Source organism: Pontibacter liquoris, from assembly GCF_022758235.1.
Classification (GTDB): Bacteria; Bacteroidota; Bacteroidia; order Cytophagales; family Hymenobacteraceae; genus Pontibacter; species Pontibacter liquoris.
Genome location: NZ_JALEBG010000001.1, coordinates 448,998 through 472,020 on the forward strand (window position 1 = coordinate 448,998; position 23,023 = coordinate 472,020).

The following is a 23,023-nucleotide window of genomic DNA, read 5'->3' on the forward strand; positions in this document are numbered from 1 at the left end:
TTTCAACCATTTTGCAACAACACATTATGAAAAGATATAAATCACTACTTGCCTTGCTGCTGCTGGTAGCTGCTGCGCCCGCCTGTACCGACCTGGCAGAGCAGGCCTATGATGTACTGCCGGCTGACAATTATTACCAGGATAAGAACTCTGTTATTGCTGCTGTGACGCGTCCTTACGAGCATGCACACTGGAATGGCTGGGATGGCGACCGCTGGTACCTCTCTGAACTGACAGCTGATCAGTTTATCTGGGCCCAGAAAGGCCGGCATGGCCAGGACGGCGGCAACTGGGTGCGCCTCCACCGCCACGAGTGGACAGCAGATGAAGGCGCTATATATGGCGGCTGGACAGGCCCTTACCAGGGGATTGGCCAGTGTAACCTCATTATCGAAGACCTGACCAAGTTGGATTATGCCAGCATGGGCTTGTCGGAGGAGGATAAAGCCAGACACATCAACGAGCTTCGGGTGCTGCGCGCCTGGTTCTATACTTTCCTGATCGACTTCTACCGCAACGTGCCTATCGTAACTGTTTCCGGGGAACGTAAAGCCAATTCTACGCCGCAGGAGGTGTTTGCCTTTATCGAAACCGAACTGAAGGAAGCCCTGCCCAACCTGCCGCAGAATGCTAACGTAGGCCGCTGGGACCAGGCCGGCGCTGCTGCCCTGCTGGTGCGCTTATACTTAAACGCCGAAGCCTGGACCGGTACGCCAAGATACACGGATTGTGCCGCCATTGCGCAGCAGATCATCGACGGGCAGTATGGCCAGTACTCGATCGATACCGATTACAGAGGGCCATTCCGATCAGGAGTGGCTGGCTACCGGTCGCCGGAGAATATCTTCGAGTTTCCGCATGCTAAAAACATTTATGAATTTGGCTGGATGTATGATGCCATGCAGCATTACCAGGCTAGATACTCGCTGGATAACACCCGCGGAGGCTGGAACGGTATCACGCTGGCGCCATCGCGCGACACGGAAGGCAAGCTGTTGAACTTTGCACTAGGCAAGCCTTACGAGAAGTATGCCGACGGCGACAAGCGTAAGCAGCCGTTCCATACAACTGCTACAAATGACCTGTATGAGGGCTTCTTCCTGATCGGCCAGCAGTATGAATTCAACTACAATAAAGGATTCGGCTTCGACAGCACCAAAATGGTGTTAGGAACGGAAGAGTATACTGGCAAGCCTTTGTTCTATGTAGACAAGGTAGGCCGTTTCACGGAGGGTGCCGCAGGCTTAGCCAAAGGCTCTCACATCGAAACAGGTGAAGAAAACACCGGCGTGCGTTTGCTCAAATTCCCGTGGTTGCCTGATTCCAAAGGGCTGCTGATGTCTAACTCTGCTCCGGAGATTCGTTTGGCGGAAATATACTACTCGTTAGCTGAGTGTAAGTACCGTGCAGGCGACAAAGCAGGTGCTGCCCAGTTACTGGATGCGGTTCGCAAACGTAACTTCAAGGATGCTGCCTGGGATGCTGTAAGTTATGCAACGAACACAGGCAAGCTGACAGACGACGAGTTTGTGGATGAACTAGGTCGTGAATTCCTGGGAGAGCGCCACCGCAGAAGGGACCTGGTGCGCTGGGGACGTTTTGGAAACGCCTGGTGGGATAAAGCAGCAGACGGTGCGGATAAAACGGTTTTCCCGATACCTGCACGAGCGCTGAACGCCAACGAGCTTTTAACGCCTAACGGATATTAACAAATGAAAAGCAGGCGACAGCAAAAGGAATACGTGCCTTTCTGTCGCCTGCCTTCATTTTAAAGGTTTGTTAATGTTGCAACAAATAATCAGCTGTGCTAAACAGGCTGCTCATCTTTTATGATATCCCGCTGAGTGCCATTTTCTTAAAGCTTATACTTTAGTAACAGAGCAGGGAACGACAGGTACTATATTTTGTTTTTTTAATATATATTTGGGAGAAGGTATGATAGTGCCTTTACCACCCAAAGTTTTCACGTAGCGGTGATCAGTTCGAATTAATATGAATTTACCTGCTGCTTCCCTTCCGGGCTAAGGATGTGGGTGTTTGTGCAGCAATGGCTTTTTGCCCGGCATAAAGCTGGAAGCACAGATCGCAATCTGCCTCAAACAGGATTACAAGTATACGATGGCTCCTGGCGGAACACCTTATACCAGCCTTTTCAAACGACAGTACAAAATATCATCAGGTCTGCCCACGGTGGACAACAGCCTTGCGGCTTAACTTAGAAATGACTGGCCTCACGTGGTAGTAAGCTACAAAAGGGAGCGCCTTGCAAATACGAAGTATAAATTCATCCGGATTACATGAATAGAAGAACATTTTTACAAAACTCCGCCCTGGCTGGTGCCGGTGCCCTTTTAAGTCCGCTTGCCTTTGCCGCCTCTTCCGGGTTCCCGGTAGTGCGCGTGCCCGCTGCCAAACGCCATTTTCAGAGCAAAGCCGTCGACGGTGCTATCAAGGAATTCAGCAAGCAGGTAAAAGACAAAGAGCTGGCCTGGTTGTTTGAGAACTGCTTTCCCAGCACCCTCGATACCACGGTTACTTACCAGACCAAGAACGGCCGCCCTAATACCTACGTCATCACCGGCGATATCGACGCCATGTGGCTGCGCGATAGCTCGGCCCAGGTGTGGCCTTACTTGAAATTCGTTAAAAAAGATGAACCCCTGCGCCAGTTAATTGCAGGTGTCATTAACCGCCAGACCCAGAACATCCTGCGCGATCCGTATGCCAATGCCTTTTATGATGACACGAGCAAAGTAGGGGAGTGGGGCACAGACAAAACCGCGATGAAGCCCGGCGTGCACGAGCGCAAGTGGGAAATCGATTCGTTGTGTTACCCTATCCGGCTAGCCTATCATTACTGGCTGGCAACAGGCGATACCAAGCCTTTTGATGGGCAGTGGCAACAGGCCATTAAAACCACGTTGAAGACCTTTAAAGAGCAGCAGCGCAAAGAAGACCTCGGCCCGTACCGCTTTCAGCGCGAAACCACTAATGCTACCGATACCCAACCCATGTCAGGATATGGCTTGCCTGTAAAGCCGGTGGGCCTGATCTGCTCGGCCTTCCGGCCCAGCGACGATGCAACGGTTTTCTCCTTCCTCATTCCCTCTAATTTCTTTGCGGTGGTGAGCCTGCGGCAGGCAGCCGAGATGATGCAGAAAATTGCTTCCGACAAAGCAACGGCCAATGAGCTGCTTAGCCTGGCATCAGAAGTAGAGAAAGCGCTGCAGGAGCATGCGGTAGCAGAGCATCCCGGGTTTGGCAAGATCTACGCCTTTGAAGTAGACGGTTTCGGCAACCATTATTTCATGGACGATGCCAACGTACCCAGCTTACTGTCGCTGCCTTACCTGGGTGCGGTAAGTGCTACCGATCCCGTGTATCAGAACACCCGCAAATACGTGCTCTCAGAAAGTAACCCCTTCTTTTTTAAAGGCAGTGCAGCAGAAGGTATAGGAGGCCCCCACGTAGGCCGGGATATGATCTGGCCGATGGCGATTACAATGCGGGCTTTGACCAGTAACGACCCGCAGGAAATAAAAACGTGCATCCAGTTGCTCAAGAGCACGCACGCCGGCACAGGGTTTATGCACGAGGCTTTTCACAAGAACGATCCCAAGAATTTCACCCGCTCCTGGTTTGCCTGGGCCAATACCTTGTTTGGCGAGCTGCTGTGGAAATCCTACCAGGAAAATCCGAAGCTGCTAGCCTAGCACGTCAATAAAAATAAAGTTTAGTTTAACTGATACCGGAGTAGTGGGCCTGCTGGGGTCACCTAACATGCGTTTATGAATGAATCAATAGTATTGGGGGTGGATATCGGAGGGTCACATATCACGGCAGCCATGGTCGATTTAGAGCGGAAAGCCATTATGCCGGCGGCCTGGGCCCGCAACAGAGTGGATGCCCATGGTTCGGCGGAAGAGATCATCGACACCTGGGCTTGTGTGATGGAGCAGGTGCTCCCCTCTGAAACAGCCGCTTCCATCAAGATAGGGATCGCTATTCCAGGCCCTTTCGACTATGAAGGGGGGATTTCGCTGATCCGAAACCAAAACAAGTATGATGCCCTGTACGGGCGCAATGTAAAAGAACTGCTGGCTACCAGGTTGGGTATAAACCACGAAAACATACTGCTGGTAAATGATGCCGGGTGTTTCCTGACAGGGGAGATCTTTAGTGGCGCTGCTGCCGGTGCCCACAGAGCTGTAGGCTTAACATTGGGTACCGGGCTTGGTTCTGCCAGGTACCGCAACGGCATAGGCAGCGATGCAGACCTATGGCGAGTGCCTTTCAAAGATGCCATTGCAGAGGAATATCTTTCTACACGGGCCATGGTAAAAAGTTACCAGCGGCTCACGGGCAAAGTGGTGGACGGCGTGGAGGAGCTGGCGCGTCTGTATGAGGCAGACCCGCAGGTGAAGCTGGTGTTTAAAGAGCTGGCAGAGAATCTGGCATGTTTCATTGTCACACACCTGCAGCAAGAAAAACCCGATGTGATCGTGATCGGCGGAAACATTGCCAAAGCCTGGGATTACTTTATACCGGAAACGGAAAAAAGGCTGGCCGCTTATAAGATGCCGGTTTGCCTTCGGAAAGCCGAACTGGGCGAAGCGGCCGTGCTGATCGGGGCGGCAAGTTACTGGCAAACAGAACAGGTCTAAAATGAAAAAGCTATCCTATACCTTCCTTATACTTGCCGTTTGGTCTGTAGCCTCCTGCGTTAAAATCGGGCAGCAGGTCAGCAACAGACCGGCGGTGTATACTTCCGGTAGCGCTGGCCATACACACTATGTGAACCCGCTGATTGGCACTGCGCCGCTGCTGGACCCCAAGGTGATCGGCTATACGCCGCCAAAAGACTGGCGGGTATGGGCAGGCCTTGTTTTCCCGGGCAGCTCGCTTCCGAATGCGATGGTGCAGCTGAGCCCGATCACGGAGTTCGGCTCCGGGGCCGGGTATGAGTATGAGGATACGGTGATCCAGGCGTTTACCCATACCAACAAAGGGCACTGGAACCTGTGCAATATCCCGGTGCTTCCGGTAACGGGCAGCACAGCGGGGAAGGATAATTTCCGCTCCCGGTTCTCCCACGACCAAGAAACTGTTGCGGCGGGCTTTTACGGCGTGCTGCTCCAGGATTATGGGGTGCAGGTCAATCTCACGTCCACGCTCCGCTGCGGCTTTCACCAATACAACTACCCGGCTAACACGGAGCGCAGCATTGTGTTCGACTTGGCCAAAGCAAACAATAAGGTGCGCAGCTGGCACATTGAGCAGGTGGGCAATGCCGCCGTGCAAGGCTACCAGGATGTGGGCGAAGACAAAGTATACTTCTACGCCAGCGTGAGCAGCCCTATCAGCAGCCTTGAAAAAAGAGCAGAGAATACGAAAGACGGCCTGGCGATCCTGCACATCAAGGATGGCGGGAGCAATGCGGTTGAAATGAAGATCGGGCTCTCTTTTGTGAGCATGGCCAATGCAAAGCAGAACCTGGCACGCGAACTGGGAAACAAATCGTTTGGAGAAGTGCGCAGCGAAGCCAACCAGGTATGGGAGAACCTGCTATCAAAAATTGATGTGAAAGGCGGGACCGAGAAGCAGAAACAGCTGTTTTATACTTCCCTCTACCGCAGTTTTCTCTGGCCCGCTTTGCGCAGCGATGTGAATGGCCAGTATTCGGACGCGAACGGAGAGGTGGCCAGTGCGGCCTTCAATTACTATACGGTTCCCTCGCTCTGGGATACGTACCGCAACAAGCTGGTGCTGCTGGGCCTGGTTTCGCCACAGGTAACCACCGATGTGATCAGATCGCTGAAGGACATAGGTGATAAGAAAGGCTTTATCCCTACTTTTTTCCACGGCGATCATGCGGCTCCTTTTATCACAGGATCTTACCTGCGGGGCATCGACGGCTTTGATGTGGCGGGAACCTATAAGCTGCTGCTCAGAAACGCCAACGAAGAAGGTGGCACGCGGCCTTTTATCCGGGAGTATATCGAGAAAGGCTACATTGCAGACCCAGACGTTGCCAACCCGCATGTCGAGACAAAAGCCAAGGCAGGCGTGTCCAAAACCCTGGAGTATGCCTACGACGATTATTCCCTGGCGCAACTGGCCAAAGCCCTGGGCGACTCGGCCAACTACCGCGGGCTGATGAAGCGCTCGCAGAACTACCGTAATATGTTCGACCCGGCCACACGGTTTATGCGGGGCAGGCTGGCCAACGGCGAGTGGATAAAGAATTTCAACCCGCAGTACCCTTACTATGAGTATATGTACCGGGAGGCGAATGCCTGGCAGCTTTCCTTTTTCGCGCCCCACGACATGCCTGGGCTGGTAGCCCTCTACGGCGGCGAAAAAGGCTTTGAATCAAAGCTCGACTCGCTCTTCACCGTGCCCTGGAACCCCAACTACATTGCCCGCAACGTCTCGACCTTTATCGGGCAGTACTGCCACGGTAACCAACCCGACCATGAGGCGCCCTTCGCCTATCATTTTATCGGCAAGCCGGAAAAATCGCAGCAGATCATCGATAAGATCCTCAACGAACTGTATGGCATTGGCGAACAGGGCCTGGCATTAAGCGGCATGGACGATGCCGGGGAGATGTCTTCCTGGTATGTGTTCAGTGCGCTGGGGCTATACCCTTTTTCGCCTGCCGATGCCTCTTACCTGGTAACCGTGCCACTTTTTGAGGAGGTGCGCTGGAAATTGAACGACGGGAAAGAACTGGTTCTTAAAAAGCCTGGAAAAGGCAGGGATTTAAAGGCCATACTAGTGAATGGGAAGCAAAACGAGGGGTATTTTGTCCCGCATACGCTTTTCCGCAACGGTGGCGAAATAACAATCATGACCGGAAGCGGCCAGTAACCTGCTGCTTGCTGGCAAAAGGCTTCTGCAGCGACCGCGGTGAGGAGGAAGGACGAAGTATAAAAGATGAGGTATTTCTTTTATAGCTAAAACGGTTTAGTTATCTTGGGCTATACTTTCCCATGGCGCGTATACGCCAGCGGCCGAAAGGGAATGCCAAGTCAGCGGGCAGCATAAGCCCGAGGGGATTATAAAAGCGATTAATTATAGAGTGCAATATGTTTTTGGTTAATAATAGCTGTGAAGGTGAAAGCATTTTCTTTAAGAAAATGCTTTCTTCCCACGTCTGCTGCATGGCACCTGAAGCCAGGTTAAAACCAGCCGCAAGCACCAGTAGGTGATGATGGCTAAAGCCCGCCATACTTCCGGCACAAGGGGCGCAGCATCTGTTAGTTGAATTTGAATGAATACTGTTATAAAAACTCTTAACCTGTAGTATGATAAAATCTATATTCTCGCCGGCCAGGCTAGCAGTAGCAGGCTTCGCTTGGGTGTGTAGCTGCGGAATTCTCCTGGCGCAAGCAAAAGACGGGCAAGCCGGTGCAGTGCCGCTAACAGATATGACCTTCTTCAAAAATCCGGGCAAAACCTGGCATATTGCCGGCGATGTGTCGGCTGATATGAAGAAGCAGAACGTGCTGCATACCTCTGATGGTGCTGGCATACTGGTGAACATGCCTACTAAAAGAAGCCATGGCACCGACCTGTATACCGGCGTAGAACACGGCGATATGGATCTGGAGTTGGATTACCTGATGGCCAAAGGGGCCAATTCGGGCATCTACCTGCAGGGGCGCTATGAGCTGCAACTGGAGGATAGCTGGCCTCAAACCTTGCCAACGGCTGCCAGCAACGGCGGTGTTTACCAGCGCTGGGACGACAGTAAGCCCAAAGGGCAGCAAGGGTATGAAGGGTATGCGCCCCGCCAGAACGTGAGCCGCGCGCCCGGCCTATGGCAACACTTGAAAATCTCTTTCCAGGCGCCCCGCTTTGATGCCAGCGGCAAAAAAACAGAAAATGCCAAATTGCTGCGCGTTGAGTTGAACGGCGTGCTGATCCATGAAAATGTAGAGCTTTCGGGCCCGACACGCGGCGCTATGGCCAACGACGAAAAACCAACCGGGCCGCTCCGCTTTCAGGGCGACCATGGCGCGGTGGCTTTCCGCAATATCAGCATAACAGATTACAGCAAGCCCCGGCCGGAGCTGGCAAACCTGACTTATACCGTGTATAAAGGCAAGTTTGAAAAGGAGCCTGACTTCAATGCCCTTCCGCCTGAAGCAAAAGGAACGTCGGTGGTGATGACGGGCGGCCTGAAAGAGTTGCCAAAAGATTTCCTGATCCGCTATACGGGTACCTTGCAGGTGCCACAGGCTGGCGAGTATACCTTTAACCTGAACGCTTCGGGCGGCAGAGGGCAAATGAAGCTCAATAACAAGGTCGTGATTCCGATGGGTTCTCGCGAACCGCGGGCGAAGGTAACGCTGCCGGCCGGCAACGTGCCGTTTGAGCTGCTCTACACCAAAGTAGTGGAGTGGGACCAGCCTGCTGTGGGCCTGGCGGTGGCTGGCCCCGGCATACGAGAATACATCCTGGGTGATGCGACAGTGAACAGCAACCGCAACGACGCGCCGGCTGGCCCGATCCTGGTTGATGCACCTGTAAATACCATCCTGCGCAGCTTTATGGACCTGCCTTCTGAAGAGGTGAACGGGCGTGGTACCCGCGTGGTGCATGCTGTAAACGTGGGCAACCCTGCTAAAGTAAACTATACCTACGATCCGGATAACGGCAATGTGGTACAGGTATGGCGCGGCGATTTTCTGGATGCTACCCCGATGTGGTACAGCCGGGGCAACGGGTCTTCCAGACCCGTGGGAGCTGTGCAGTATTTTGGCAAGCCGGCCTTTGCAGTAGCCAAATTAAGTTCTCCGCAGGCCGCTTGGGCAACCGACACTGTGGGTACCGGTTTCCGGCCCAAAGGCTATGTGCTGGATGCAAACGATCAGCCAACCTTCCGCTATACTGTGTATGGCACTACGGTAGAAGATCAGATCAGGGTGCTGGAGAATGGCCAGGGAATCAGACGCGAACTGACCGTGCAGAATCCTTCAGGCACACTTTACGCCCGCCTGGCAGCCGGTACTGCTATCGAGCCTATCTCGAAAGATACGTACCTGGTTGACGGCAAAGCTTATTACCTGCGGGTGGACGATGCCGGCGGCGCCAAGCCTTTTGTGCGCGATTCGGAGGGCCGGAAAGAGCTCCTCTTGCCTATCCAGGGTAAAGTTAGCTACTCAATCCTTTTCTAACGTTTGATCTGTAATTCGAATGAATCCTATCTATAAAAATATATTAGCTGGTGCAGCCCGGCAAATGATGTTTGTTACCGCTGTAATGGCCGGGCTGAGTACCGCCGCCCTGGCACAGGAGTCGCCTAAAGAAGAAGACTTTTTCCGGATAACAGGGGTCAGCATTCCCGAAGGCGTTTTGCTCGAAGTTGGTGGCATGGTGAGGCTGCCGAACGGCGACCTGGGGATTTCCACCCGTCGCGGGGAGGTATACATTGCCGAAAACCCGACCAGCCCGCGGCCATACTTCCGCAAGTTTGCTACCGGCCTGCACGAGATCTTGGGGCTGGCCTACAAAGATGGCTCACTGTACTGCGCCCAGCGCGGTGAGTTAACCCGCCTGGAGGATACCAACAAGGATGGCAAAGCCGATGTATACGAAACAGTGTACGAATGGCCTTTATCCGGCCACTACCACGAGTATAGCTTTGGCCCCAAGATCGCCCCGGACGGCACTTTCTTTGTTTCGGCGAACGTGGCGTTTGGCGATGAGCAGTGGTACCGCGGCGAAAGCCGGGTGCCGTGGCGCGGGTGGATCATGAACATCAATGGAAAAGGCCAGATGCAGCCCTGGGCAACGGGTATGCGTTCTCCGGCAGGCCTGGGCATCATTGATGGCCAGGTGTTCTATACCGAAAACCAGGGCGACTGGATGGGATCGGGTGGTCTCTGGCACGTGGGCAAAGGCGCCTTTACCGGCCATCCGGCCGGCTTGCGTTGGGCAGGACAGCCTAATTCGCCTGTGAAACTCACCATGGAGCAGCTGTATGCCGTAGTGGACCCACGGGAGAACAAAAATGCCGAGGGCCGCTATATCAAACCCGAGAACGTGGTAGACGAAGACTTTAAAACCTTGTTCGAAGCCCGCGAAAAACTGCCCCAAATTCAGTTGCCTGCCGTATGGCTGCCCCATGGCATCCTAGGCATTTCCAACTCAGAACCTATCGAGATACCTAAAGAGAACTTCGGCCCATTTGGCGGACAGGTGCTGGTAGGCGACCAGGGGATGAGCATTATCTCCCGGGTGTTCCTGGAGAAAGTGAAGGGCGAGTACCAGGGCGCTTCTTTCATGTTCCGAAGCGGCTTTCAGTCGGGTGTGCTCCGCATGGCATGGGCCAAGGATGGCTCCTTGTTTGTAGGCGAAACGAACCGCGGATGGGGCTCTGCCGGTGATGAGAACCAGGGCCTGCAGCGCCTGGTCTGGAACAACAGCGTACCATTTGAAATGCGTGCTGTACGGGCTATGCCGGATGGCTTTGAAATAGAATTTACCAAACCGGTCGATATCAAGTCGGCCGAGAACATTGCTTCTTATAACGTATCCAGCTTCATCTACAAGTACCACCCTGTTTACGGCAGCCCGCCGGTTAACACGGAAGAGTGCACGGTAAAAGGCGTGAAAGTGTCTCCGGATGGTATGAAGGCCCGCATCGTGGTGGAAAACCTGCGCCGCTACTACATCCACAACATTACCCTGGATGGCGTTCGGGAAAGAGACAACAGCTACTCGCTGGTGCATCCAACGGCCTACTATACTTTGAACAATATTCCGGAAGGGCAGAAGCTGCCGCTCAGCGAACTGAAGACCGGTAAGGCTAAAGCATCAAACGTAAAAAGTGCGGCTGCCGGCACAAAGCAGACGAAGGCAGCTGCCAGCAACGCGGCCCCTGCTAAACCGGCAGCTAAAGCAACTGCCAAAGCACCAGCAAAGGCGCCTGCTTATGCCGAAGTAAAAGGTCTTCTGGCCAAGTATACTTGCCTTGCCTGCCATAATCCTACTAAAAAGCAGATCGGGCCGGCCTACACCGAAGTGGCTAAACGCAAATACACTGCCCAGAAGATCGTGGAGCTGATCCACAACCCGAACCCGCAAAACTGGCCTGATTATGCGACAGAAATGCCGCCTATGCCGCAGGTACCCAAAGCCGATGCGATGAAGATCGCCCTGTGGATAAACTCGCTGAACGAATCCAAATAAGGAAATCAGCCGGGAGTAAACGGGCTGTTGCCTGGTATGTGGCCGGGCCTGTAAATGAAAATTGATTTTTGACGCTTATACTTAAAAGATGATCCAGATAAACAAAGTAACGGGCCTGATGCTGTTGCTGGTTGCTGTACTTGCGGTGAGTGCCTGTGCCACCAAAGGAGGCAGCGCCACCGGCAAAGCGGATAATACCTTAACGAAAGCCGAAAAGGCTGCCGGCTGGGTGCTGCTTTTCGACGGAACCAGCCTGGAACATTGGCGTGGGTTTCATAAAGAGAATGCACCCGCTGCCTGGCAGGTAGAAGACGGCGCAATTGCGCTGGTAGGTGGCCAGGGAGGCGACATCATCTCTAAAAAGGAATATGAGAACTTTGAGCTGATGCTGGACTGGAAGATTTCGGAAGGCGGCAACAGCGGTATTTTCTTTCATGTGTCCGAAGATCCCAAGTTTAAGTATACCTGGCAGACCGGCCCTGAAATGCAGATCATAGACGACGAGCGGCACCCGGATGCTAAACAAGGCAAGAACAACAACCGGCAAGCCGGTACCAACTACGACATGCACCCGCTGGCAACCCCGGCAGTGAAGCCCGTAGGAGAGTACAATACCGTGCGCCTGGTGGTGAAAGACGGCCATGTGGAACAGTACCTGAATGGCAAAAAAGTAGTGGAATATAATTTGTGGAGCCCGGAGTGGGAAGCCCTGGTGAAAGGAAGCAAGTTTGCCAGCATGCCTGAGTACGGCCAGTACAAGAGCGGGTATATTGCCCTGCAGGACCATGGCGACAAAGTATGGTTCAAAAACATCAAGATCCGACCTTTATAAGTATCCTGCGGCCAGCTTTTTTTCGCTAGTGTGAGAATGGTTAGAAAAGAAGGCGGGCTGCAGGTATAATTTCCAGGAAGTAGGCTGCAGAGCCTGTTGCTCCTGGCTGTTACAGGCTGAGAGAACCTGCTGTGCATAACGCGGCAGGTTCTCTGGTTTGATGTATCGTTTACGAAACCACTAAAACCGCTGCTTCATGAAAAAGATCCTGTTGTTGCTTTATGCCTGCTGCCTGTCCTTGCCTTTTGCGTTGGGCCAGGAGTTGCGGGCGCCTGCCTATCCGCTCATCACCCACGACCCGTATTTCAGTATCTGGTCGTTTGGCGATACGCTTAACAGCGCTGTTACCAGGCACTGGACCGGCGCCGAACAGGCGTTAGTGGGGATGGTAAAAGTGGATGGAACCGTATACCGTATACTAGGCCGGCAGCCGAAAGCGTACCGGACCCTGCTGCCCTCTTCGGAGGAAGAAACCTATGGTTTCCAGTACACCGAAACGGCCCCGGCCCCCGGCTGGATGAACCCGCAGTATGACGACAGCAGCTGGAAAACAGGCAGTGCGCCGATCGGGGATGATCCGGCAAAGGCAAAAACACGCTGGAAGAGCGAGGATATCTGGGTCAGAAGAACCTTCAGCTTTGACCAGCCTGATTTTGAGAAGCTATACCTCAAATTGCGCCATGATGACAACGTAGAGGTTTACCTGAACGGGGAGCAGATCTATACCCGAAACGGATGGAACAACGAGTTTGAATTCATCCCACTCCATCAGGCACTTGTAAATAATCTTAAAAAGGGCAAAAACGTGCTGGCCATCCATTGTGCCAACACGGCCGGCGGGCAATGGCTGGACGCCGGCCTGCTCACCGACGCGCCCGATCAGCAGAAGCGCCCAGTTTTAACGGGCCTGCAGAAAAGCGTGCAACTGAACGCGACCCAAACTATCTATAACTATGTATGTGGCAGCGTTGATGTGACGGTTACATTCACCTCGCCGCTGCTGCTGCAGGATCTGGAACTGCTGGCCAGGCCGGTGTCGTATGTCTCTTTCAAAGCAAAATCAAACGACAAGGCAAAGCACGACGTGCAGCTGTATTTTGGCGCTTCGACCAACGTGGCCGTCAATACGCAGGAGCAGGAAGTTACCGCCCAGCAGTATACCGCCGGTAAACTGGCTATCCTGAAAGCGGGTACCCAGCAGCAGCCTGTCCTGCAAAAGAAGGGCGATAACGTGCGCATAGACTGGGGCTACATGTATGTGGCTGTGCCTGCAGCGGCAAAACCGGTGCAGTATGTTTCGGAGGCACCGCAGGCACTTTTACCTTTTACCTCGCCCGAAACACCGGCTCCCACCGCTCTGAAAGCAGGTAAAAATCTGGTATTGAGCACGATGGTGCCCCTGGGCAAAGTAGGCAGTAAAACCAAAGAGCAGGTGTTTCTGCTGGGCTATGATGCGCAGTATGCCGTGCAGTACTTTAACCAAAACCTACGGCCCTGGTGGAAACAGGATACGACCCAAACCATCGAAAAAGAACTGGCGCAGGCCGCTAGCAAGTATAAAAAAGTAATTCAAAAATGCGAGGCGTTTGACGGGCAGCTTTATCAGAATGCCCTGAAAGCCGGCGGTAAAGAATATGCCGAGCTGTGCGAGCTGGCTTACCGGCAGGCGGTGGCCGCCCATACGTTGGTAAAGAGCCCCGGTGGCGAGCTGCTGTTCCTTTCAAAAGAGAATTTCAGCAACGGCTCTATCAACACAGTCGATATCACCTATCCTTCAGCCCCGCTCTTTCTGATCTATAATCCGGTGCTGCTGGAGGGTATGATGAACGGTATCTTTTACTACAGCGAGAGCGGCCGGTGGCAAAAGCCTTTTCCAGCGCATGACCTGGGCACGTACCCGATCGCCAATGGGCAGACCTACGGCGAAGACATGCCGGTAGAAGAAGCAGGCAATATGCTGCTGCTCACGGGGGCTCTTGCCCGGGCCGAAGGCAACGCCAACTATGCCCGCAAGCACTGGAAAACCCTGACTACCTGGGCCGAATACCTGCAAGAAAGCGGCTTTGACCCGGCCAACCAACTCTCCACCGACGACTTCGCCGGGCATCTGGCCCGCAATGCGAACCTTTCGGTAAAAGCCATCGAGGCGTTGGCTACATACGGTAAACTGGCCGGCATGCTCGGTGAAAAGGATACGGAGCAGAAATATACCGACCTGGCCAGGCAAATGGCGCAGAAATGGATGCAGCTGGCCGATGCCGGCGACCATTACGCCCTGGCCTTTGGAAAAGAGGATACCTGGAGCCAGAAGTATAACCTGGTGTGGGACAAAGTGCTGGACCTGAACATATTTCCGGCATCGGTGCGGGAGCAGGAAGTTCGCTATTACCTGACAAAGCAAAACACCTATGGCCTGCCGCTCGATAGCCGCAAAACCTACACAAAATCAGACTGGATCATCTGGACCGCCACCCTGGCCGACAACGAAAACGACTTCCAGGCCCTGCTGCAGCCGGTATGGAAGTATGCCACCGAAACATCCAGCCGGATTCCTATCAGCGACTGGCATGAAACCACGGATGGCAAATCGGTTGGCTTCCAGGCCCGCTCGGTGGTGGGCGGCTATTTTATGAAGCTGCTGGAAAAAAAGTGGCAGGAAAAGCCTGCGATCAAGTAATACAACTAGGCCTGGTAGCATACCGGCGGTATTTTACAAAAACGAAAGCATTATGAAAAAGGTGGTTCTTTATTTCCTGTTCGCGGGTGCCCTTCTGCAGGCATGTGGCCGGCAGGTACCACAAAACAACGTACCCGTAGCAACGCAGACCAAAAGCACAGCGAACGCTACGACCGGCAATCCTATTTTCCCGGGCTGGTATGCCGACCCGGAAGGCGCCATTTTCGGAAACACGTACTGGGTATATCCTACCTTCTCGGCTCCTTATGAGCAGCAGGTGTTTTTCAATGCCTTCTCTTCGCCGGATCTGGTGAACTGGACCAAGCATGAGCAGATCCTGGATACAGCAAGTGTAAAATGGGCAAAACGGGCCATGTGGGCTCCCGCCATCGTGGAAAAAGATGCCAAATACTACCTGTTCTTCAGTGCCAACGATGTGCACGAAGGCGAAGTAGGAGGGATTGGCGTAGCGGTAGCAGATAAGCCCGAGGGGCCTTTTAAAGACCTTCTTGGCAAACCACTGATCGGGGAAATTTATAACAAGGCCCAGCCTATCGATCAGTTTGTCTTTAAAGATACCGACGGCACCTATTACATGATCTACGGAGGCTGGGGCCATTGTAACATAGCCCGGCTAAAAGATGATTTCACCGGTTTCATACCTTTCCCGGATGGCAGTACCTTTAAAGAGATCACGCCGGAGAAGTATGTAGAAGGTCCTTTTATGTTCAAAAAGGACGGTAAGTATTATTTCATGTGGTCGGAAGGCGGCTGGGGAGGCCCTAATTACAAGGTAGCCTATGCCATCAGCGATTCGCCCATGGGTCCTTTTAAACGGGTGGCGACCATCCTGGAGCAGGACCCGCAGGTGGCAACAGGTGCCGGCCATAATTCCGTGATGCATGATGCAAAGAAAGACCTGTGGTATATCGTCTACCACCGCAGACCATTGGGTGGAACAGATCATAACTACCGGGTAACCTGTATCGACATGATGTCTTTTGATGAGAACGGTTACATCAACCCGGTGAAGATCACAAACGAAGGAGTGTCGGCCCAACCGCTCCGGTAAAGAACAAGGTATCCAGAAATTTTAACAGTCTACCTGCCTGTCTTTTGAATAAAAAGCCAGGCAGGGCTGCGGGTGCCCTGCTCATCTTTAGTGCGGCAGAAGTGCAATAAGGATAGTATGCATGAAAAAACCTATCTTTGATTTTGCCGGAAGCGGTGCCTGAAAAATGCTATTTGCTTACCAGCAGCACTCCGGTACGCTATCCTGCGCTGCAAGGTTGGCAGGCAGGTTAAAACAAATCAACGCGAAATTAAAGAATGGCTAAAAAGCTTTCGATACGGGATATTGGGAAAGAACTCGGCATTTCCATCACCACTGTTTCCTTTATACTTAATGGCAAAGCCAAAGAGAAACGTATAAGTGAAAGCTTAACAAAAAAGGTGCTCGACTTTGTGGAGCAGGTGGGCTTTAAACCGAATTCGATCGCGCAGGGGCTCCGGACAGGTAAGTCGGGCATCATTGCCTTGATGGTGGAAGATATCTCGAACGGCTTTTTTGCCCAGGTGGCCCGCCTGATAGAAGAAGAAGCCCATAAAAAAGGATATAGAATCCTCTACTGCAGTACCGAAAACAACGCCGAAAAGACCCATGAGCTGATCAGGATGTTTCGCGACAGGCTCATAGACGGCTATATTATTACGCCGCCCGAAGGCGTGGAAGAAGACATTGCAGAACTGGTAGCAGATAATTTCCCGGTGGTCCTGGCTGACCGTATCATTCCCACACTGAAGCTGAACTCTGTGGTGATCGATAACCTGAACAGCACCTACAATGGCACCAACCACCTCATCAGTCAGGGTTTCCGCAATATTGCTTTCGTTACCCTGCGTTCGGACCAGGTGCAAATGGCTGATCGTTTGCGCGGCTACAAGAAAGCCATCGCGGCCCATGGGCTGAAACCGTTTGTAAAAAAGCTGGCCTTTGATGATGCACCTGAAAAGAACATCGCTGCCATAGCCGCCTTTCTGAAAAAGCATCCGGAAGTGGATGCCGTGTTCTTTGGCACCAACTATATTGGTATCTGGGGCTTGCAGGCGATCAAAAAGCTCAACTTAAGCATTCCTGCTGACCTGGGAGTGGTAGCCTTCGATGACCTGGACCTTTTCAGGCTCTACAGCCCGCCTATTACGGCTGTTTCGCAGCCCGTGGCAGAAATTTCTAAGCAGATCATCCAGCTCATGTTAAGCGCCCTGGACAAACCGGCGCAGCATACGAAAGTACAGGAGGTGGTGCTTCCTGCCACGTTGCGTATCCGGGAGTCATCCTGCCCCGGCAAAGTATAACGCATGCCTTGGGAGCCCGGTAAACAGCGGCAGTATAGCCTGGCAACAAACCTTTGTGCCGGATATCAATTTGCTCCCGGTCCGGCAGTAGGAGGGGGATTATTATTTTGATGCTAATGAATATTGCTATACTTTAGGAATGTAGAAAAGAGCGTACCTGCGCGACGAAAGAGGCGGCGCGTGTTTTCGATACAATATAAGTATAAATGAAAGATGTTCTCGGGATTTTAGAGATTGGTGCGTTGCCACATTATCTTTCCAAAGGCCGGATTTTTTCGATTGTTTATGCTAAATCGTTTTAGTTATTTTAATACAAAATGAAGTATTATACTATGAAAAAGACGTTCATTGCGCTGTTGGGGCTTTTAATGTACACGCAGGCGCCGGCGCAGGGAGTTTCCAACGCCTTTGCCCCCGAGGAACTGGTAAACCCCCTGATGGGCACCGACTCCAAACCGAGTCTCTCGAATGGCAATACCTACCCGGCTATCGCAGTGCCGTGGGGCATGAACTTCTGGACGCCACAGACAGGCAAGATGGGCGACGGATGGGCCTATACTTATACTGCCGACAAGATACGCGGCTTTAAGCAAACCCACCAACCTTCGCCGTGGATGAACGACTACGGCCAGTTTGCCCTAATGCCTCTGACCGGCAAGCTCCGCTTTAACGAAGACGATCGGGCCAGCTGGTTTTCGCATAAATCGGAAGTGGCAAAGCCTTACTACTATAGCGTGTACCTGGCCGACCATGATATTACCGCCGAGATAACGCCAACCGAGCGCGCTGCCCAGTTCCGCTTCACCTACCCTAAATCCGATAGCTCCTATATTGTGCTGGATGCGCTCGACAAAGGCTCTTACGTGAAGGTGCTGCCCAAGGAACAAAAGATCATCGGCTACACCACCAAGTATGCCCGGGGACCATTGCCCAACTTCAAGAACTATTTTGTCATTTACATCGACAAGCCTTTCAGTGTGGCTCATACCTGGCGCAATGCGGCCCTGGTAAAGAATACCCTGGAGATGCAGGCTGATCATGCCGGCGCTATTATCGGTTTTAAAACAACAAAAGGCGAAAAAGTAGGCCTCCGGGTTGCTTCTTCCTTTATCAGTTTTGAGCAGGCCGAACTGAACCTAAAAAGGGAACTGGCCACCGACGATTTCGAGGCCACTAAACAGAAAGCCCGCGACACCTGGCACAAAGCAATGAGCCGCATAAAAGTGGAGGGTGGTACCACCGAGCAGCAGCGCACTTTTTACTCCTGCCTGTACCGTACACTGTTTTTCCCGCACAAAATGTATGAGCTGGATGCCAGTAATCAGATCGTGCACTACAGCCCTTACAACGGCAAAACGCTGCCGGGCTACATGTTTGCCGGCACCGGCTTCTGGGACACTTTCCGGGCCCTGTATCCGTTCCTGAACCTGGCTTACCCAAGTATAAACAAGGAAATGCAGGAAGGCCTGCTCAACGATTACAAAGAAGGCGGTTGGTTACCCGAGTGGTCCAGCCCTGGCTATGCCGACATCATGGTTGGCAACAATTCCGCCTCGGTGGTAGCCGATGCTTACATCAAAGGGCTGCGGGGCTATGATATTAACACCCTCTACGAAGCGCTTTTGCATGGCGCCAATAATGAAGGCCCGATGACCGCCGTAGGGCGTGCCGGCGCCAGCTATTACAAAGAACTGGGCTACGTGCCGTATGATGTCAAGATAAACGAGAGCGCTGCCCGCACGCTGGAATATGCTTACGATGACTTTGCCATTTACCAGCTGGCAAAAGCCCTGAAGCGGCCGCAGCAGGAGCTGGACCTTTACGCCCGGCGCAGCCAGAACTACCGTCACCTCTTCGACCCGGCCACCGGCCTGATGCGCGGCAAGAACAAAGATGGCAGTTTCCAGTCGCCCTTTAATCCGTTTAAATGGGGCGATGCGTTTACAGAAGGCAATAGCTGGCATTACAGCTGGTCGGTTTTCCATGATGTGGAAGGGCTGATCGGACTGATGGGCGGCAAACAACGCTTTGTAGCCAAGCTTGACTCTGTTTTCTCGCTGCCGCCTGTTTTTGACGACAGCTACTATGGCGGAGTGATCCACGAGATACGGGAAATGCAGATAGCCAACATGGGGCAGTATGCGCATGGCAACCAGCCCATCCAGCACATGATCTACCTCTACAACTATGCCGGGGAGCCCTGGAAAGCGCAGTATTGGGTACGCCAGACCATGGACCGCATGTACAAAGCAACACCGGATGGCTATTGCGGCGACGAGGACAACGGGCAGACCTCTGCCTGGTACGTGTTCTCTGCCATGGGCTTTTACCCGGTTACGCCGGCTGTAAACCAGTATGTGATCGGGGCACCCTTATTCCGGAAGACCACTATTAAGCTCGAGAACGGAAAGGAGTTTGTGATTGAGGCGCCCAAAAACAACGCCAACAACCTATACATACAGGCAGCAAAGCTGAACGGAAAACGTTTGGATAAGAACTATATCACCCAGGAGGATATTCAGCGGGGAGGAAAGCTGCGCTTTGAAATGGGCGCCGAGCCGGATAAAAAGCGCGGCACGCAGCCGGAGGCGGTTCCTTATTCCTTCTCTTCCGAGGAGAAGCAGATCTCCCAAAAGTAAACGCACGGGATTAAAGCAAACAAAAGGTGTTACGTACTGGCGGCAGTTGCGTAACACCTTTTGTTTTTAAGTGTACCAGGATGCGGGCATACTTCGCTTCCGGGCGTCAGCGCAGTTAAACGCTTTCCGCTACGCCAAACAATAGTATATTTCTGACCTGAACAGAACAAGCATATGGAAGAGATCAGATGGGGCATTATTGGCTGTGGGGATGTGGTCGAGCGCAAAAGCGGACCGGCTTTTCAGCAGGTAGCTGATTCGAAGCTGGTAGCCGTAATGCGCCGTGATGCAGCCCTGGCCGCCGACTTTGCCGCGCGCCACCAGGTGCCCAAATGGTATAGCCAGGCAGAAGAACTGCTCCACGACCCGGACATCAATGCCGTATATGTGGCCACACCCCCTGCTTCGCACGAGGCCTATACCCTGGCGGCGCTGGCGGCCGGCAAGCATGTATACCTCGAAAAACCCATGACGCTTGCCGCCGATGGCGCCCGCCGGATATTGGCCCAGGCGGCCGAAAGTACCGGCAAGCTCGTGATTGCCCATTACCGGCGTGCACAGCCGGCCTTCCTGAAAATTAAGGAATTGCTGGAGAACGGAAGTATAGGCCAGCCGCTTTTTGCCGAGTCGCGCCTGTTGCAACCGCTGCAACCGTTACTGGTGGCTACCACGGAAACGAACTGGCGTCTTGACCCCGCTATCTCCGGAGGAGGTTTATTCCACGACCTGGCACCTCACCAACTCGACCTGATGGTATATTATTTCGGAGAGATAGCCCGGGCATCGGGTTTTTCAGCAAACCAACGACAAACGGCGGAAGTTGATGATTTTGTGAGCGGCCTGATCCAGTTTAAAAGTGGTGTGCAGTTTCAAGGGCTCTGGCATTTTGGCGTGCCGCCCGAAGAAACAACCGACACCATCACGATAACCGGCACGAAAGGCAAGCTCACTTTTTCCTGCTTTGGCGAGACGGATATCACCTTGTGGCAAAACGGGCAGAAAACTACTTACCCCTTTCAGCGCCCCACTTACGTGCAGCAACCCATGATCGAAAAGGTGGTGGGCTATTTTCTGAACAGAAACCCCAATCCATGCCCTGCCGCAGAGGCTGTAGTAGTAATGCGGCTGCTGGATGCTTTTACAGGAAAAGAAACCTATGAACCGGCGGGAAACTAAGGTGCCGCAAGTATAAACCGCCTGATTTTCTGCAGCAAGGGGCTTTATCCGGCGCCTTTGCAAACGCTTTTCAAATCCTTCCTTTTTAATTTATCGGGCAGTGCAGCTCCTGTTAAAGTGTAACGGCTATATGTTGGCGAGGCAGCGCTGTAAATATGTTTAAACAGTAATAAGAATATTTTTATTTTTAATAGTAGAAAGTTTATCTTTCCATAAAGAAGCAGCGATTTAACTGCTGCGCTTCCTGCCTGTTTTCAAACCTATAATCTTACCGTTGATGAAGAAATTTCTACTAGCTGCTGTCGTTTGCTTTGCAGGCTACAGCCAGGCCTACGCCCAGGGTTGTGTGGCCATCAGGAGCAATGGCATGTCGTGCACCATGGAGCACCCGGCCGGAGACGAAACCGCGAAGGGTTGGCAACTCAACGTGTCGCACCGCTATTTTAAATCGTTCCGGCACTTTAAAGGTGATGAAGAACAAAAAGAACGCCTCGAGAAGCATACCGAAGTAATTAACTGGCAACATAGCCTGGATCTGACCCTGATCCGGCAATTCGATAACAAATGGTCGCTGAGTGTCGGGCTTCCGGTGTTGGTTAACAAGCGGTCTTCGCTGTATGAGCACGGCCGCAAGGAAAGACATAACAGCAACTCTGCCGGCATTGGCGATGCCCGCATTGTAGGGTATAAATGGCTGCTGGACCCGGCAAAGGTAACCAGGGGCAATCTGCAGCTGGGCCTGGGCATAAAGCTGCCTACCGGCAACTTTAAGGCTGAGGATACCTTCTACAATGTTGGCCCGGACGGAGGCACAGAACAGCGCCCGGTAGACCAGTCGATACAGCTGGGCGATGGGGGAGTGGGAGCGATTACGGAACTCAACAGCTTTTATACTTTGAACAGTAATTTCAGCGCTTACGCAAACCTGTATTACCTCGTAAATCCGCGCGGCACCAATGGCACCCGCACCTATCGCGAAACCCTGTCGCCCATGTTAGCCAACGAAGCCATTATGAGTGTGCCGGACCAGTATATGGCCCGGCTGGGTGTAAGCCATACGTTTGCCGGAAAGCTCAAAGGGCTGGCAGCCTCCGTGGGAGCCAGAATGGAGGGCGTGCCGGTAAAAGATGTGCTCGGCAGCAGCGAAGGATTCCGCCGGCCGGGCTATATCCAATCGCTGGAGCCCGGCGTAAGCTACATGACCCACCGCTTAACTCTTTTTACTACTGTGCCGGTTGCCCTGAAAAGGAATCGCCTGCAAAGTGTTACCGATAAAGAGAACACCGCCACAACCGGCAACTATGTGCAGGGCGACGCGGCTTTCTCTGATTATGCCATCAACGTCGGGTTGGCTGTCAAGTTTTAGTTCCGGCCCGCAAGGGCGGCACAGCAGCCGGCTGGTTGCTGTGCCGCCCTTTGAAAACAAGCGTATGGCCCCGCTGCTATTTGTTTAATTTCAGCCGGGATTGTAGCGATAACACGTATCTTTTTTTGTACGCCGCCACCTGCGTAGCGAAATGCCGTATAAGTATACCTGTTTGTAAAAAGGGCAATTAAAGGCCCTAATGGGAAATACTTTATTGGATTATTCTCTAACAAATCGGATATTTGTAATCGATAAACAAAAGGGAGTTTCGTACAAGCAAAAACTGTAATTACTCCCACTCATACTTGTTTCAAGCCTGATAAATTGCGGATGGATAACTACGGAATGGCACTAGACCTGGTGATGCTGGTGGATGATGATACGACTACCAACTACCTGAACCAGCGCCTGCTGAACGAAATGAGTGTTGCCAAGGATATTCTGGTAGTTGGCAATGGAAAAGAAGCCCTGGACTATTTGAAAAAGGCTGTGACAGGCGGCGAGGGAGCCCCGCGTTTCCCTGACCTGATCTTCCTGGATATTAAAATGCCTGTGATGGATGGCTTCTCTTTTTTAGAGGAATACCAGAAGCAGGGGCTGGACAACGGCAATCATGTGGTGATCCTGATGTTGACGTCTTCAGCCAGTTTTTATGACCTGGAGAAATTGAAAACCTTTAAGCGCGTGAAGCAGCATTTTTCCAAAGCACTTACCAAGCACGACGTGCGGGAGATTATGCGGGAATATTTTCCTGCCAAACTTTAAGTTTTAACAAG

15 protein-coding genes are annotated in these 23,023 nt (G+C 52.7%); 14 read left to right on the top strand and 1 reads right to left on the bottom strand.

Going from position 1 to position 23,023, the window contains the following annotated elements; all coding sequences use genetic code 11:
- Positions 1-26 precede the first annotated feature (26 nt).
- From LWL52_RS01880 to LWL52_RS01895, 4 genes are all read left to right on the top strand, one after another.
- The gene (locus LWL52_RS01880; RefSeq protein WP_242916430.1) at positions 27-1,709 is read left to right on the top strand and encodes a RagB/SusD family nutrient uptake outer membrane protein; all 1,683 of its coding nucleotides are present in this window, start codon (positions 27-29) and stop codon (positions 1,707-1,709) included.
- A 588-nt stretch (positions 1,710-2,297) separates the two neighbouring features.
- Positions 2,298-3,713, top strand: coding sequence for a glycoside hydrolase family 125 protein (locus LWL52_RS01885; protein ID WP_242916431.1), 1,416 nt, complete (start codon positions 2,298-2,300; stop codon positions 3,711-3,713).
- 75 nt (positions 3,714-3,788) lie between these two features.
- Positions 3,789-4,664, top strand: a complete 876-nt coding sequence (locus tag LWL52_RS01890; protein ID WP_242916432.1) for an ROK family protein — start codon at positions 3,789-3,791, stop codon at positions 4,662-4,664.
- A gap of 1 nt (position 4,665) precedes the next feature.
- A complete protein-coding gene (locus LWL52_RS01895) occupies positions 4,666-6,873 on the top strand; it encodes a GH92 family glycosyl hydrolase (protein ID WP_242916433.1) in 2,208 nt (735 codons plus the stop codon).
- A gap of 100 nt (positions 6,874-6,973) precedes the next feature.
- Here LWL52_RS01895 and LWL52_RS01900 read toward each other — a convergent pair whose 3' ends face one another.
- The gene (locus tag LWL52_RS01900) at positions 6,974-7,447 is read right to left on the bottom strand and encodes a hypothetical protein (protein WP_242916434.1); all 474 of its coding nucleotides are present in this window, start codon (positions 7,445-7,447) and stop codon (positions 6,974-6,976) included.
- Here LWL52_RS01900 and LWL52_RS01905 point away from each other — a divergent pair.
- The 10 genes from LWL52_RS01905 (at position 7,434) to LWL52_RS01950 (ending at position 23,012) form a co-directional block, all read left to right on the top strand.
- Positions 7,434-9,185 carry a 3-keto-alpha-glucoside-1,2-lyase-like domain-containing protein gene (locus LWL52_RS01905; RefSeq protein WP_242916435.1) on the top strand — a complete coding sequence of 584 codons (1,752 nt, stop codon included), beginning with the start codon at positions 7,434-7,436 and terminating at the stop codon, positions 9,183-9,185. The two genes, LWL52_RS01900 and LWL52_RS01905, sit on opposite strands and share 14 nt — an antisense overlap.
- Before the next feature lie 64 nt (positions 9,186-9,249).
- Positions 9,250-11,202 (top strand): hypothetical protein, encoded by a 1,953-nt coding sequence (locus LWL52_RS01910; protein ID WP_242920629.1) that lies wholly within the window; start codon positions 9,250-9,252, stop codon positions 11,200-11,202.
- Between the two features lie 88 nt (positions 11,203-11,290).
- Positions 11,291-12,034: a 3-keto-disaccharide hydrolase gene (locus tag LWL52_RS01915; RefSeq protein WP_242916436.1), complete on the top strand. Its 744-nt coding sequence runs from the start codon at positions 11,291-11,293 to the stop codon at positions 12,032-12,034.
- A 196-nt stretch (positions 12,035-12,230) separates the two neighbouring features.
- Positions 12,231-14,711, top strand: a complete 2,481-nt coding sequence (locus LWL52_RS01920; RefSeq protein ID WP_242916437.1) for a glutaminase family protein — start codon at positions 12,231-12,233, stop codon at positions 14,709-14,711.
- 52 nt (positions 14,712-14,763) lie between these two features.
- Positions 14,764-15,783, top strand: coding sequence for a glycoside hydrolase family 43 protein (locus tag LWL52_RS01925; RefSeq protein WP_242916438.1), 1,020 nt, complete (start codon positions 14,764-14,766; stop codon positions 15,781-15,783).
- Between the two features lie 257 nt (positions 15,784-16,040).
- A complete protein-coding gene (locus LWL52_RS01930; RefSeq protein ID WP_242916439.1) occupies positions 16,041-17,066 on the top strand; it encodes a LacI family DNA-binding transcriptional regulator in 1,026 nt (341 codons plus the stop codon).
- A 332-nt stretch (positions 17,067-17,398) separates the two neighbouring features.
- Positions 17,399-19,705: a GH92 family glycosyl hydrolase gene (locus LWL52_RS01935; RefSeq protein WP_255748243.1), complete on the top strand. Its 2,307-nt coding sequence runs from the start codon at positions 17,399-17,401 to the stop codon at positions 19,703-19,705.
- A 174-nt stretch (positions 19,706-19,879) separates the two neighbouring features.
- Positions 19,880-20,881, top strand: coding sequence for a Gfo/Idh/MocA family protein (locus LWL52_RS01940; protein ID WP_242916440.1), 1,002 nt, complete (start codon positions 19,880-19,882; stop codon positions 20,879-20,881).
- Between the two features lie 277 nt (positions 20,882-21,158).
- Positions 21,159-22,247, top strand: coding sequence for a hypothetical protein (locus tag LWL52_RS01945; RefSeq protein ID WP_242916441.1), 1,089 nt, complete (start codon positions 21,159-21,161; stop codon positions 22,245-22,247).
- A gap of 330 nt (positions 22,248-22,577) precedes the next feature.
- A complete protein-coding gene (locus LWL52_RS01950; RefSeq protein WP_242916442.1) occupies positions 22,578-23,012 on the top strand; it encodes a response regulator in 435 nt (144 codons plus the stop codon).
- Positions 23,013-23,023 lie beyond the last annotated feature (11 nt).

Bases quoted from the DNA above. Each gene is read 5' to 3' on its own strand.
- LWL52_RS01880 (WP_242916430.1), top strand. From the start codon at position 27: ATGAAAAGATATAAATCACTACTTGCCTTGCTGCTGCTGGTAGCTGCT.
- LWL52_RS01885 (WP_242916431.1), top strand. From the start codon at position 2,298: ATGAATAGAAGAACATTTTTACAAAACTCCGCCCTGGCTGGTGCCGGT.
- LWL52_RS01890 (WP_242916432.1), top strand. From the start codon at position 3,789: ATGAATGAATCAATAGTATTGGGGGTGGATATCGGAGGGTCACATATC.
- LWL52_RS01895 (WP_242916433.1), top strand. From the start codon at position 4,666: ATGAAAAAGCTATCCTATACCTTCCTTATACTTGCCGTTTGGTCTGTA.
- LWL52_RS01905 (WP_242916435.1), top strand. From the start codon at position 7,434: ATGACCTTCTTCAAAAATCCGGGCAAAACCTGGCATATTGCCGGCGAT.
- LWL52_RS01910 (WP_242920629.1), top strand. From the start codon at position 9,250: ATGATGTTTGTTACCGCTGTAATGGCCGGGCTGAGTACCGCCGCCCTG.
- LWL52_RS01915 (WP_242916436.1), top strand. From the start codon at position 11,291: ATGATCCAGATAAACAAAGTAACGGGCCTGATGCTGTTGCTGGTTGCT.
- LWL52_RS01920 (WP_242916437.1), top strand. From the start codon at position 12,231: ATGAAAAAGATCCTGTTGTTGCTTTATGCCTGCTGCCTGTCCTTGCCT.
- LWL52_RS01925 (WP_242916438.1), top strand. From the start codon at position 14,764: ATGAAAAAGGTGGTTCTTTATTTCCTGTTCGCGGGTGCCCTTCTGCAG.
- LWL52_RS01930 (WP_242916439.1), top strand. From the start codon at position 16,041: ATGGCTAAAAAGCTTTCGATACGGGATATTGGGAAAGAACTCGGCATT.
- LWL52_RS01935 (WP_255748243.1), top strand. From the start codon at position 17,399: ATGAAAAAGACGTTCATTGCGCTGTTGGGGCTTTTAATGTACACGCAG.
- LWL52_RS01940 (WP_242916440.1), top strand. From the start codon at position 19,880: ATGGAAGAGATCAGATGGGGCATTATTGGCTGTGGGGATGTGGTCGAG.
- LWL52_RS01945 (WP_242916441.1), top strand. From the start codon at position 21,159: ATGAAGAAATTTCTACTAGCTGCTGTCGTTTGCTTTGCAGGCTACAGC.
- LWL52_RS01950 (WP_242916442.1), top strand. From the start codon at position 22,578: ATGGATAACTACGGAATGGCACTAGACCTGGTGATGCTGGTGGATGAT.